The organism is Pontibacter virosus (assembly GCF_003096355.1).
Taxonomy (GTDB): domain Bacteria; phylum Bacteroidota; class Bacteroidia; order Cytophagales; family Hymenobacteraceae; genus Pontibacter; species Pontibacter virosus.
Window position 1 is genome coordinate 1 of the sequence record NZ_QEKI01000020.1, and the last position, 12,149, is coordinate 12,149.

The following is a 12,149-nucleotide window of genomic DNA, read 5'->3' on the forward strand; positions in this document are numbered from 1 at the left end:
GACAAGTGAAAGTTGCCTAAGAGAACTACAGTGGGTAACCCGGTGCAGCCTTAACCCTTGTCTTGCTACGGGCTTAGGCTGCACGAGTACCGTTACGGGAAATAAAGAATTATAAAGGGACGATATTTTTTTATAGATTATAGTAACTTTTAAGTTACATTTACTGTTGAACATACAGCAGATGGAGAAAATCAGAGAAATCGTTGCTTACAAAAACTACTTTGAAGATTTCTTGAAAGAGCAGCCCGTTAAGGTGCAGGACAAGATATTCAAGATTTTGGAAGCGATAGAAACACTTGAGCGAGTGCCTCAGAATTACCTGAAGCACTTGACCGGCACAGATGGACTATATGAAGCACGTGTACAACTTGCTTCGAACATTTGGCGGGTGTTCTGTTTTTTTGACGAAGGCAAGCTGGTCATCCTGCTTAACGGCTTTCAAAAGAAAACACAAAAGACACCAAAGAAAGAAATCGATAAGGCACTACAATTAATGGCTGAATATTATGAAGGGAAAAGATAAAGAAAGAGAAGTTAGTTCTTGGGCAGACATCAAGAACAGAGTGTACGGAGTAAAAGGTACAGAGAGACGTGATAACCTTGACAGAGAGTTTGAATCTTTCAAAATTGGACTTGAATTGAAAAAGGCCCGTGAAGCTCGACATCTTACCCAGCAGGAGTTAGGGGAAATCATCGATAAGAAAAGAACCTACATATCCAGAGTTGAAAACGACGGAAGTAACCTTACTCTCAAAACCTTATTTGATATTGTAGAGAAAGGCTTGGGTGGAAAAGTAAAAATCTCTATTGAGCTTTAAAAGAATAATTACTACCCCGTAACCCGGTGCAGCCGTAACCCTTGTCTTGCTACGGGCTTAGGCTGCACTAATCCGTTGGGCAAGACAAAAATCAAAAAATAACAGTATAATAAAAATAAGCGTAAATTGGGACACGATGAAAGCTATCAGAGATCATATACAGCAAATTATGAATTTATGCGACAAACATAGTGTTCGTTCTTTATTTGCGTTCGGCTCTGTCACAACGGATAGATTTAAGCCTGACAGCGATATTGATCTGGTTGTGGATATTGCTGCTGAAGATCCCATAGAATACACAGACCACTACTTTGCTTTGAAGTTTCAGTTAGAGCAAATACTCCAAAGGGAAGTTGACCTGCTAGAGCAGAAAGCAATCAGGAATCCATTTCTAAGACAGGAGATCGACCAGACCAAGATACTTGTTTATGGAAAGTGAAATCCGCATTTGGCTGGCAGACATCAAAAAGGCAATTTCAGAGATAAATCAGTTTTTACCCGTCGAGAAGAATTTTCTGCTCTTCCAAAAAGACTTAAAGACAATAAGAGCAGTTGAGCGTAACCTGGAAATAATTGGTGAAGCAATCAACAGGATACTGAAAGTTGAGCCTGCCATACAGATAACGCATGCCCGCAGAATTGTAGACACCAGAAATAGAATAATTCACGGCTATGACACCGTGTCTGAAGACATTATATGGGCTATCGTAATCCGAGAGCTACCAAATCTTGAACTCGAAATAGAAGCACTTTTAAATTAAAATTGCCTAGCCCAACACAACCTAAAGCACACTACAGCTTCTTTCACAGTTCTTCCTGAAATGCTGGGTTGTCGTGAATTTGTTAATGCAGACGAGATAGCTCGTGGGCTCTCTCCATTTCAACCTGAAAAAGTGGCCGTGGAAGCAGGAAGAATCATGCTTCAAAGAATTGACGAGCTACTGAGAAAGAAGGAAGACTTTGCCCTTGAAACCACGCTAGCGACAAGAAGTTACGCGCAGACCATCAAGAAGGCCAGAGAAATTGGCTTTAATGTAACCCTCGTTTATTTCTGGCTAACATCTCCTGAGCTAGCCATCCAACGCGTGAAGAACAGAGTTGCGGAAGGTGGCCACAATATCCCCGAAGAAGTAATCCGTAGAAGATATATAAAAGGAGTTAAAAATCTTTTTCAGTTGTTCATTCCTATTTGCGACTATTGGATTATCATTGATAACTCACAGACACCATACAATATAGTGGCAGAAGGGCAGGAAGAACAGGTGTTAAAAATACAGAATCAGATAGTTTGGGAAAAGTTAAATGCGTTGCGCCATGAATAAGAATAAATTAGATACAGTTGAGCTGCGGAACAAAATTTTAAAAGGAATAGACCTTGCAGTAGAAAAGCTTACCCGCAGAAAACAAAAAGAAGACGGAGAGCTTGTCTTCTCAAGAAATGGAGAAGTGGTGATAGTAAAGGCGAAAGATTTAGCGACTGAGTAAAAAGCCCTTCCCACAACCCGGTTCATGCAAAACCTTGGCTGAGGCTTCAGGCTCTGCATGCACAATCCGGTAGAAGATATTTTAAATTAAACATTATAAAAAGTTACCATATTGGTAACTTTTTTCTTTATCTTTGAGTTCTAAACTAAAGACGTGAGAGTAATAGCAAAAAGGCCGCTGCGGGATTTTTGGGTAAAGCATGCCGATAGTGAGCAGCAGCTAAAAGCTTGGTATAACGAGGCAGAGCAGGCTGATTGGAAGTCCCCGAACGACATTAAGAAAGACTACCCATCAGCTAGTATACTGGAGGATAACAGAATGGTCTTCAACATAAAGGGGAACAAATATAGGTTAATCGTCCGAGTCAACTACAAGTATGGCATTGTCTGGATACGGTTCATCGGAACGCATGCTGAATATGACAAGGTTGACGCCACTAAAATTTAAAGAAAAAGAAATGAATATTAAGCTGATAAAAACAGAAGAGGATTACCAATTGGCCCTGCAAAGGCTGGAAGATATATTTGACGCGGAACCGGATACCCAGGAGGGAGATGAACTGGAGGTGCTTTCATTTCTTATTGACTCCTACGAAAAGGAACATTTTCCAATTGGAGCACCAGACCCAATTGAAGCAGTAAAGTTCAGAATGGAGCAATTAGGAATAAAGCAGAAGGACTTAGCCGAAGTGCTGGGATTCAAGAGTAGGGTAAGCGAGGTGTTGAACAGAAAAAGGAAGCTTACACTGGAAATGATAAGGAGCCTGCATAAGACCTTGAATATCCCAACAAACGTGCTTATTCAGGAATACTAAAAGAAAAACAACCCTTCTAACACTGTATATACAAACCCCTTGCTACACAGCGGGCTATGCATATACTAACCGTTGGCACGTATAAAAGTTAAAAAGGATAAAAATTGAAATTATTCGTATATTTTTAAAAAGTTTAGATATGGCAGCTATAAAGGAGGATTTGCATAAACTGATTGATACAACTAATGATGAAAAATTATTAGAAGACATCTTCATGATTTTATCCAGCAGAAGAAATTACAAAGAAGGAAGCCTTTGGGCCAGCTTAACTGAAGCTCAGAAACAGGATGTTTTAGCAAGTGAAAGTGAAATCAGTGACGAATCTGCCTGGTTAACTCAGGAAGAGATAAAAAGAAGAAACTCTAAATGGCTCAGATAGTCTGGAACAAGCGGGCCAGCAAACAATTAGCTGATTTACAAAACTATCTGCAGCAGGAATTTGGAGAAAAAGTAGCGCAAACATTTACTTACAGAATATTCCAGTTTTTAGAGCTACTTGTTAAGTACCCTCAAATAGGAACACTAGAAAGTCCTGAAAAAGATATTAGAGGATTTTTGCTGCACAGACATACCACCATTCTTTATAAGCAGAAAGAAGAAACTATCTACATTCTCGCCTTATTTGATAACAGGCAAAATCCTCAGAAGAAGACAATCTGAAAAATTACAGGAGCCAACCCAGTTCAGCCTCTATGCTTGGCTCCGCCACGCCCATTGGTTGCACAAATCCGTTCAGGCAATATATTAAGTGAACCTACAGGAGTAATAGGCACCCCTTGGGTCATTTTGTTTTGATGGCCTGGATGGCATTTACAGGTATAATGGCCTGGTCTGACTTCTTCACAGTTACGACCTCCCTGCCACCTCGTATTTTAGTAGCAGTATTACCTCCTTTGGTTCTCCTTTTTGTGGTGCTCGTCACACAAAAAGGTAGTGTGTGGGTGGATGCATTTGATTTAAAAATACTTACTATACTTCAGGCTATGCGGGTTCCGGTGGAGTTAGTACTCTACTGGTTATGCCTTTACCACATCATGCCCGAACTCATGACCTTTCAAGGGAGAAATTATGATATCATTTCAGGCATTACCGCACCGCTGGTTTATATGTCACCTTTGTTAAGAACAAGTGGCAGAGAGAACTTTTGATAGGCTGGAATATAGCTTCTCTCAGCTTGTTGGTTTTTACGGTAACCAACGGCATTCTTTCAGCACCCTCCCCTTTTCAACAGTTCGGATTTGACCAACCTAATACAGCCGTGCTGCTTTTCCCCTTTATCTGGTTACCGACTGTTGTGGTTCCCATTGCCTACTATTCGCACATCACCTCGATCCGGAAACTCGTCTGGAAGGATCGGAGATCCAGCTCGTTTACCTCGCCGATTCATGCTCAGTTCAACGATATAAAACCTTCTAGAGCTTAATCATCCAAGAGTGAAGACACATGTTAAGCACTTCACAAGAGTATGCCAATTGCTTCGATTTTATTTGTATTATTGAGTGGCAGCTCCAAAACGAATAGCCTGCTCACCATTATGCTTTCGAAAATCGCATAACACATTAATATCCAAGCAACCCAGCCCCATGCACCCACAGGTAACCGACTACATCAACACATCCGAAAAACACAAAGAAACCCTTGAGGCGTTGCGCCAACTCCTGCACGACACTGTGCCTGGCGTAACCGAAGAGTTTAAGTGGAGTCGCCCTGTTTTCCACTCCGGTAAAGACTTCGCCTATTTGAAAACAGCCAAAGCCTATGTTACCCTAGGCTTCTTCCAGTTCGATAAACTCAACGACCCGGAGGGTTTACTGGAAGGAACGGGCAAGGACATGCGCCACATCAAAATCAAGAACGTGCAGGAGATTGACCGGGAGCTACTGAGCGATTGGTTTAAAGCGGCATCGGCATAGCCAAACTCCCCGGCTACCGTATACCTGCCTATGAAAACGGAGAAAGAGAAAATGCTGGCGGGAGAATTATATGACCCGTTGGACAAGCAAATTTCGGATGAGCGCCTGCAAACGCGCCTGCTTCTGAAAGAGCTCAACGACAGTCGTGAAGACCAGGTAGAAGAGCGAAGCCGCATTCTAAAAGCGCTGATCCCAAACGCGGGAGAAGGCCTCTGGCTACAGCCCCCTTTTTACTGCGACTATGGCTACAACATGATCGTGGGTGATAGGGTGTTCTTCAACTTCAACTGCGTGGTGCTCGATGTAATGGAGGTGCGCATTGGCAGCCGCACCCTGTTTGGACCCAACGTGCAGGTATACACCGCCACCCACCCCATGGACCACCGTGAACGTGCTTCTGGGGTAGAATTTGCTAAACCGATCCGCATCGGAGAAGACGTCTGGGTAGGCGGCAGCGCCGTCATCTGCCCCGGCGTGACTATTGGCGACCGCAGCGTAATTGGAGCTGGAAGTGTCGTGACCAAGGACATTCCGGCCGATGTGTTCGCGGCAGGCAATCCCTGCCGGGTTATCAGGCATTTGGATAAATAATAGTTGTCAATCACTTCCACGGGTACTGAAAAATTACCAACAGCTAACTATCGGTAGTCTCCGTCTGACAATTTGGCCTTATCTTTCGCTTCAGTTAACCTCGTGTATGGAAGCTTATCAGGACATGTTTCAGCTGCAGAAACACCGTAGCAGCGCATTTGCCCGGCCTTACTCTTCTGAGTTTTACAACATACTGCTGATGGAGGGCAGCGGTACCCTTAGCGTGGACTTTACCGATTACACGTTCGAAGGAAAAATAGCGCTATTCACGTCCCCCTACCAGCACCTGAACATCGGCGGCGACTCTGACTTTGAAGTGGATCAGTTGACATTTCACGGCGATTTTTACTGCATTGAATACCACAAGAATGAAGTGGCCTGCAATGGCCTGCTATTCAACAACATCTACAAGCAGCCCTACATCACGTTACAAGACGACGAAATCAGCCTGATCTTTGATAAGCTCCGTTTTGAACTCAGTCAGAATGAACCGCACTCGGAGCCTATCCTCAGAAGTTACCTGCAGCTTATTCTGGCCATCGCGAGCAGGATCAAAAAACAGGAGCAACAATTGGAGGCGGAAAGCACGCCCAACCCCATGGAGCAGTTCAGGGAATTAGTTGAGGTACACTTCCTGACTCAGCGCAACACCCTGTTCTATGCCGAACAGATGGCTTTCTCCCACAGCGCCTTCGCCAGGAAAGTTAAGAAATACTTCGGCAAGTCACCCTCGCAACTGATACAGGACCGGGTGATTCTGGAGGCTAAAAAGCAATTGCACCTCACCCACAAGAGCATCAAGGAAGTGGCTGCCGCGCTCAATTTTGAGGACGAACATTATTTCAGCCGCTATTTTAAGAAACAAACCGGTGTCTCTCCTACTCATTTCAGGGAGAAAGTAGGTATATCGATCGTGGCGGATTCGTCCATGAGATAGCACAATACGTCCATTTTATTCCCCTCCGGATGGCCTTAGTTTTGTACAGTTACCAAATCCTATACAAAACTGATGAACGACAACGTACAACAACTACTCCACTCCTTAGCGAACGCCCAACGCTATTTTGTGCATTTTACCAGAATTTCCATTTTTATTGTCATGGCTTGGATCGGCGGCCTGAAAGCCTTTCAGTACGAAGCAGACGGTATCGTTCCGTTTGTAGCCAACAGCCCGTTGATGAGCTTTTTCTATACTAAAGATGCCCCTGAATACCAGCAATACAAAAACAAGGAAGGCGAGGTTGTCCCCAAAAACATTGCCTGGCATCAGGAAAACGGTACTTACATCTTCTCTTATGTCCTCGGAGCAGTCATCATCGCCATCGGCCTGCTGACCCTGCTCGGTATCTACAACGCCAAGATCGGCCTGCTGGGCGGATTGCTCACTGTGGGCATGTCGGTCGTTACCCTCTCCTTCCTTATCACCACACCAGAGGTATACGTGCCTGACCTGGGTGGACCTGAGCACGGCTTCCCATACCTCTCCGGCTCCGGTCGGCTGGTGCTCAAAGACATCATCATGATGGCAGCCGGACTGGTGGTAGCAGCCGATGCAGCCACCAGAATCCTGGAGGAGCGAAACACTGAGCTTGCCACGTATGAGGTCCAACACGTCAGCTAAATTAACAACCCTGTCGTAGGGCTAGCCTTTCAAAGCGCTGCAGCCGCATAGAATAACGGGTTGCTGAACAATCCTTTAGCTGATTCCTAATGCTGACGGTAATGGGCATTCGCCTATAAACAGAAAAAGCCGGGCTTTCGGCCCGGCTTCTTCTACTCACAACAATCTGGAACTAGTTGTTGATTTTAATATCTACCTTTTTGGTTTTAAGTGAACCGCCTTCAGGGCCTAATTCAATGGATGTTCCCTTTTCCTGCTCCACCACAACTTTTGTAGCTGGCGTAGGGGCCGGCTTTTCTACTTCTACAACTTTTACAGTTTCTTTCTCAACAACTTTTGTTTGCTCTTTTGCAGGTTGGTTATTACAGCCAAATGTGAACTCAAGCGCACTCAATAAATAAATGAATTTCATATAATGAAAATCTGGAACTGGTGATGGCAAACAAAAACGACTACTCTTTAAAATCCTGATGATTTAAATGAAAGCGCTTTCTTACCTTTTGCTATGTACGTGCAATAAAGGGAATTAGCCATGTAATATCAATATATATAATTTCAACAATAGTAAGGCCTCGTGTATCCTGTCCCATATCACCCGGATTTCACAAAGCAAAGGGCCTCTCCGTTTCCGAAGAGGCCCTCTTTCATTTTTATACATTCAAAAGTCTTTTGTCTTTTGTCAAAAGTTCTTTTGTCAAAAACTTAAACCAGTATTCTCACCGGGTTCTCAAGCAGATTCTTGAAGGTCTGCAGGAAAGCAGAACCTACAGCGCCGTCCACTACGCGGTGATCGCATGATAGCGTTACTTTCATCACGTTGCCGATTCTGATCTGACCGTCACGCACTACCGGCGTTTGCTTGATGCCACCCACAGCCATGATGCAGGCATCCGGTGGGTTGATGATGGCGGTAAACTCTTCGATGCCGAACATGCCCAGGTTAGAGATCGTGAAGGTGTTGCCCTCCCAGTCGGATGGCTGTAGCTTCTTACTCTTCGCTTTGCCACCCAGGTCTTTCACCTCAGCAGCAATGGCTGAAAGCGACTTGTAATCAGCGTTGCGTACCACCGGTACCAGCAGGCCTTCTTCTACCGCCACAGCCACACCAATGTTGATGTGTTTGTTGTAACGGATCTTGTCGCCTAACCACGAAGAGTTCACGGCAGGGTGCTGACGAAGCGCCGCAGCGGCCGCCTTGATCACCAGGTCGTTGAACGATACTTTCACCGGCGACACTTCATTGATAGACACACGGGCTTCCATGGCCTTGTCCATGTCGATCTCCATGGTCAGGTAGAAGTGCGGTGCGGAGAACTTGCTCTCGGCCAGACGGCGGGCAATCACTTTGCGCATCTGCGACACGTTCACCTCTTCGTACGAATCGGATGGTGCGCCAGGTATAGCCTGTGCCGTTGGAGCAGCAGGAGCCTTGGCAGCTTCTTTTTGTGGCGCAGCAGGGGCAGCAGACGGCGTGAAGTTCTCCACGTCGCGCAGCACAATGCGGCCACCCTCACCAGATCCTTTGATCTGGTTTAGCTTTATGCCTTTTTCTTTGGCTACTTTTTTGGCAAGCGGAGAAGCTTTGATGCGGCCGTTTCCTTCAGCAGCAACTTGTTCGGTTTCGCCAGCCGGAACCTCCGTCTCCTGAACTTTATCTTCTGTCGTTGCCTCTGTACGGGCTTCTATGTTCTCGTCAGATTGTGCGTTTTCTTCGCGTGAGCGCTCTTCTTGACCGCCTTCGGCATCCAGCAGGGCCTGGAAGTCAGCGTCTTTGTCACCGATAATGGCGATAATCGCATCGATCGCTACAGAGTCGCCTGCGTTTACGCCGGTGTAAAGCAGCGTACCGTCTTCGTAAGACTCCAGCTCCATAGTCGCCTTGTCGGTCTCCACTTCGGCCAGCACATCGCCTGAGCTTACTTTGTCGCCCACTTTCTTCAGCCACGACACCAGCACACCTTCGGTCATGGTGTCGCTCATCTTCGGCATGCGGATCACGTTTGCCTTGATGTTGGACGTATCCACAGAAGTTTTGGCAGCAGGAGTGTCAGATTTGGCCGGAGCCGCCTCTTTCTTCTCTTCCTGCTTAGGTGCTTCTTTTACCTCCTCTTTGGAAGCCTCTTTATCTTCTTTGGCTGCAGGCTTGGCACTTCCGCCAGCCTCGCCCAGCAGGCCGGAAATGTCCTCGCCTTCCTTGCCAATGATCGCTATTACAGCATCAATAGGTACAGAATCGCCTTTCTGCGGACCAATGTGCAACAGAGTGCCATCTTCGTATGATTCCAGTTCCATGGTTGCCTTGTCGGTTTCCACCTCTGCCAGAATATCGCCGGCGCTAACCTTGTCACCTACTTTCTTAAGCCAAGATGCAATCACCCCCTCCGTCATCGTGTCGCTCATCTTAGGCATTCGTATCACTTCAGCCATAATTTATCGTCTTGTTTGTTCGCCTGTTTCGTCTAATGGATAAAGCCCAAAATTAGACCTAAAAATATTTTATTCAAACTATACCTCTTAAATTGTTGCGACAGGGAATTTATACCTGCACATCCTGCAAATGGGCCACGTCGCAGTACTTCTTCACGGTGAACATACTCCCCGTGAAATCGAGCTGATAAAGGCACAGGTTCTGATGCTCAAACTGGTCCATGCAGCGCAACGGATAGCGCAGCAGCTGGCTCAACAAAATGCGCATGGCCCGGCCGTGCATGCATATCAGTACGGTTTCCTCTTCGGGGCGACTCAGCACCAAATCCACTACAGGCTTTTGTCGGGCCGCTACCAGTTCGGGGCTCTCCCCTCCCTCTATGCACAAGCTGGTCTCTCCCTCGGTCCAGGATTGCAGCATGCGGTGGTAGTAGGCATCCTCTTCCGGTGTGATGCGGGTGCCTTCACGCGTACCCCAGTTGATCTCGTTCAGCCCGGCGTGGCGCTCGTGCGGTATGCCTTTGTCGAGGAAGCCCTGCACAGACTGGATGCTGCGCTGTAGAGCAGAGGTATACACCTTGTCGAACGGGATATGCTGGTACTTCTCGAAAAAAGCGGCCGCTTGCCTGCGCCCCAGCTCGTTGAGCGATGCATCTACGCCACTGCCTTGCACAATGCCCTGCAGGTTAAAATCGGTTTGTCCGTGGCGGATCAGGTATATTTTCTTAATACTCAAAATTGTTCTACTTTTGCCTCTTTACCAATACGAGAATGCGAAGTTAGCATTCAGAAACTATACAAAATGGATTCTACGTTAGAAAAGCTGCAGGAGTGGAGTAAAAACACGATGGTGGAGCACCTCGGCATTGAACTAACCTCTTTCAAGGAAGGCGTTTTAGTTGCCAGGATGCCTGTTGACAGGCGCACCCACCAACCGATGGGCCTGCTGCACGGCGGCGCTTCCGTAGCTTTGGCCGAAACGCTGGGCAGCATCGGCGCTGCCCTTTCGGTAGACCTGAGCCAGAAGGCCTGCGTGGGTCTGGAAATAAACGCCAACCACATCCGGAGCGTGCGGGAAGGCTGGGTATATGGCGAAGCCAAAGCCCTTCACCAGGGCCGCAGCACGCAGGTATGGGAAATCAAAATCACTTCGGAAGCTGGCGACCTGGTATGCCTCAGCCGCATGACGGTGGCCATAATCGATAAGAAATAAGGTATGGAACAGGCCGCTGGGATAGCAGGAGAAAGCATGCAAGGTTATACCTTGGAACAGGTAGTATCAGGTGCGCTGAGCCAACAGCAGGCCCTTGCTGTGTGGCGATTGCCTTTGCAAACCGAAGTACAGGCTTGCATTTCCTTTGCGCCGCAGACTACTTCCGCTATACCTGAGTTGGAGACAAGCCCGACTGGTTTTCTGTTCTGTCCGTTCGTGACGGACGGAGCCGAAGGCAACATCTTCCTGAAAGCTGATATCCGCTACAGTTCTCTTACAAAACAGCTCACTATTGATCCGGATGCACCCGCTACGCAGGTAAATCTTTTTACAGAAGCACTAGCCCAGGCTGAGAACGAAAAACCCGGCATCTGGCCTATACCTGCCAACCGTGCACATCACTCCAACCGCAACCAGGAAACTTTTACGGCAGCTGTGAGCCTGGCCGTGGATTCGATCAGGGCGGAATCAATGGAAAAGGTTGTTCTCTCGCGGATAAGCACCTCGGCTCTACCAACTGATTTCAGCTTGCTCAAAGCATTCGGAAAAATGCTGGTGGCCTACCCCAATGCGTTCGTGTCGTTGGTAGCTATACCTGGCGTGGGCACCTGGCTGGGCGCTTCGCCGGAGATACTGGTGAGTGTGGACCAGCACGAGGTGTTCAAGACCGTGGCCCTGGCCGGCACCCAACCCCTTTGCGAAGACGGCTCCACAGCCAATGCCATCTGGCGGCAGAAGGAGATTGAAGAGCAGGGCATGGTGGAGCGCTATGTGCTGAGCTGTTTTAAAAAGCTGCGTCTGAGAGAGTACTCCGAAGTAGGCCCGCGCACCGTGATAGCCGGCAACCTGATGCATCTCCGCACCGACTTTAAAGTAGACCTGAAGGAAGTGGATTTCCCTACCCTCGGGACTGACATGCTGCGCTTGCTGCACCCCACCTCGGCCGTGTGCGGACTTCCCAAAGAACCTGCCCTGCGTTTTATACTCGACCACGAAGGCTACGACCGCAGCTACTACAGCGGCTTTTTAGGTCCCGTGAACAGCGAAGTCGGTACGCACCTTTTTGTAAACCTGCGCTGCATGCAGCTATTATCCGACCAGGCCGTACTATACGCGGGAGCCGGCATCACAGGCGAGTCCTCTGCCGATAAGGAATGGCAGGAAACACAGCACAAACTCCAAACGATGCTTAGAATTCTTTCCGAATTTTAAGCATCGTTTGGAGTTTGATTGAGTGGTTGAGTGAGTATTAAATTAGCGAATGAGT

General features: G+C 47.2%; 20 protein-coding genes. 17 read left to right on the plus strand and 3 right to left on the minus strand.

The genetic code is table 11. The features are described 5' to 3' along the window. Window positions 1-181: 181 nt before the first annotated feature. The 15 genes from C8E01_RS19610 to rclC all read left to right on the plus strand — a co-directional run bounded on the left by C8E01_RS19610 (window position 182) and on the right by rclC (window position 7,242). Window positions 182-523 carry a type II toxin-antitoxin system RelE/ParE family toxin gene (locus C8E01_RS19610; protein WP_116545229.1) on the plus strand — a complete coding sequence of 114 codons (342 nt, stop codon included), beginning with the start codon at window positions 182-184 and terminating at the stop codon, window positions 521-523. Next, the gene (locus C8E01_RS19615) at window positions 507-818 is read left to right on the plus strand and encodes a helix-turn-helix domain-containing protein (RefSeq protein WP_116545156.1); all 312 of its coding nucleotides are present in this window, start codon (window positions 507-509) and stop codon (window positions 816-818) included. Before C8E01_RS19610 ends, C8E01_RS19615 begins: the two co-directional genes overlap by 17 nt. Before the next feature lie 136 nt (window positions 819-954). Beyond that, window positions 955-1,257 (plus strand): nucleotidyltransferase family protein, encoded by a 303-nt coding sequence (locus tag C8E01_RS19620; RefSeq protein WP_116545157.1) that lies wholly within the window; start codon window positions 955-957, stop codon window positions 1,255-1,257. Next, window positions 1,247-1,579: a HepT-like ribonuclease domain-containing protein gene (locus tag C8E01_RS19625; protein ID WP_116545158.1), complete on the plus strand. Its 333-nt coding sequence runs from the start codon at window positions 1,247-1,249 to the stop codon at window positions 1,577-1,579. The genes C8E01_RS19620 and C8E01_RS19625 overlap by 11 nt, the downstream gene beginning before the upstream one ends. 60 nt (window positions 1,580-1,639) lie before the next feature. Beyond that, on the plus strand, window positions 1,640-2,140 hold the full coding sequence (locus C8E01_RS19630) for a zeta toxin family protein (RefSeq protein WP_116545159.1): 501 nt from the start codon (window positions 1,640-1,642) through the stop codon (window positions 2,138-2,140). Then, window positions 2,133-2,303, plus strand: coding sequence for a hypothetical protein (locus C8E01_RS21765; RefSeq protein ID WP_165820698.1), 171 nt, complete (start codon window positions 2,133-2,135; stop codon window positions 2,301-2,303). The genes C8E01_RS19630 and C8E01_RS21765 overlap by 8 nt, the downstream gene beginning before the upstream one ends. Before the next feature lie 153 nt (window positions 2,304-2,456). Continuing rightward, window positions 2,457-2,750 carry a type II toxin-antitoxin system HigB family toxin gene (locus tag C8E01_RS19640; protein ID WP_116545161.1) on the plus strand — a complete coding sequence of 98 codons (294 nt, stop codon included), beginning with the start codon at window positions 2,457-2,459 and terminating at the stop codon, window positions 2,748-2,750. A gap of 10 nt (window positions 2,751-2,760) precedes the next feature. Continuing rightward, window positions 2,761-3,117 (plus strand): helix-turn-helix domain-containing protein, encoded by a 357-nt coding sequence (locus C8E01_RS19645; RefSeq protein WP_116545162.1) that lies wholly within the window; start codon window positions 2,761-2,763, stop codon window positions 3,115-3,117. A 139-nt stretch (window positions 3,118-3,256) separates the two neighbouring features. Next, entirely contained in the window at window positions 3,257-3,496 is a 240-nt protein-coding gene (locus C8E01_RS19650; protein WP_116545163.1) for a hypothetical protein, read from the plus strand. Continuing rightward, a complete protein-coding gene (locus tag C8E01_RS19655) occupies window positions 3,484-3,777 on the plus strand; it encodes a type II toxin-antitoxin system RelE/ParE family toxin (protein ID WP_116545164.1) in 294 nt (97 codons plus the stop codon). Before C8E01_RS19650 ends, C8E01_RS19655 begins: the two co-directional genes overlap by 13 nt. 116 nt (window positions 3,778-3,893) lie before the next feature. Continuing rightward, window positions 3,894-4,265, plus strand: a complete 372-nt coding sequence (locus C8E01_RS19660; protein ID WP_116545165.1) for a hypothetical protein — start codon at window positions 3,894-3,896, stop codon at window positions 4,263-4,265. A 435-nt stretch (window positions 4,266-4,700) separates the two neighbouring features. Further along, window positions 4,701-5,030: a DUF1801 domain-containing protein gene (locus C8E01_RS19665; RefSeq protein WP_116545166.1), complete on the plus strand. Its 330-nt coding sequence runs from the start codon at window positions 4,701-4,703 to the stop codon at window positions 5,028-5,030. A gap of 30 nt (window positions 5,031-5,060) precedes the next feature. Beyond that, window positions 5,061-5,621 carry a sugar O-acetyltransferase gene (locus C8E01_RS19670; RefSeq protein ID WP_116545167.1) on the plus strand — a complete coding sequence of 187 codons (561 nt, stop codon included), beginning with the start codon at window positions 5,061-5,063 and terminating at the stop codon, window positions 5,619-5,621. A gap of 106 nt (window positions 5,622-5,727) precedes the next feature. Continuing rightward, the gene (locus tag C8E01_RS19675) at window positions 5,728-6,558 is read left to right on the plus strand and encodes a helix-turn-helix domain-containing protein (RefSeq protein WP_116545168.1); all 831 of its coding nucleotides are present in this window, start codon (window positions 5,728-5,730) and stop codon (window positions 6,556-6,558) included. Window positions 6,559-6,630: 72 nt separating this feature from the next. After that, window positions 6,631-7,242: a reactive chlorine resistance membrane protein RclC gene (gene rclC, locus C8E01_RS19680; RefSeq protein WP_116545169.1), complete on the plus strand. Its 612-nt coding sequence runs from the start codon at window positions 6,631-6,633 to the stop codon at window positions 7,240-7,242. Between the two features lie 172 nt (window positions 7,243-7,414). On the opposite strand, the gene C8E01_RS19685 is transcribed toward rclC, so the two are convergent. The 3 genes from C8E01_RS19685 to C8E01_RS19695 all read right to left on the minus strand — a co-directional run bounded on the left by C8E01_RS19685 (window position 7,415) and on the right by C8E01_RS19695 (window position 10,405). Next, entirely contained in the window at window positions 7,415-7,654 is a 240-nt protein-coding gene (locus C8E01_RS19685) for a hypothetical protein (protein ID WP_116545170.1), read from the minus strand. A gap of 290 nt (window positions 7,655-7,944) precedes the next feature. Beyond that, entirely contained in the window at window positions 7,945-9,669 is a 1,725-nt protein-coding gene (locus C8E01_RS19690) for a pyruvate dehydrogenase complex dihydrolipoamide acetyltransferase (RefSeq protein ID WP_116545171.1), read from the minus strand. Window positions 9,670-9,778: 109 nt separating this feature from the next. Continuing rightward, window positions 9,779-10,405, minus strand: a complete 627-nt coding sequence (locus tag C8E01_RS19695; protein WP_116545172.1) for a histidine phosphatase family protein — start codon at window positions 10,403-10,405, stop codon at window positions 9,779-9,781. Window positions 10,406-10,471: 66 nt separating this feature from the next. On the opposite strand from C8E01_RS19695, the gene C8E01_RS19700 reads away from it, so the two are divergent. Together C8E01_RS19700 and C8E01_RS19705 are read left to right on the plus strand one after the other, a co-directional pair. Continuing rightward, window positions 10,472-10,882 (plus strand): hotdog fold thioesterase, encoded by a 411-nt coding sequence (locus tag C8E01_RS19700; RefSeq protein ID WP_116545173.1) that lies wholly within the window; start codon window positions 10,472-10,474, stop codon window positions 10,880-10,882. Window positions 10,883-10,885: 3 nt separating this feature from the next. Continuing rightward, window positions 10,886-12,094 carry an isochorismate synthase gene (locus tag C8E01_RS19705; RefSeq protein WP_243409721.1) on the plus strand — a complete coding sequence of 403 codons (1,209 nt, stop codon included), beginning with the start codon at window positions 10,886-10,888 and terminating at the stop codon, window positions 12,092-12,094. The last annotated feature ends 55 nt before the right edge of the window (window positions 12,095-12,149 follow it).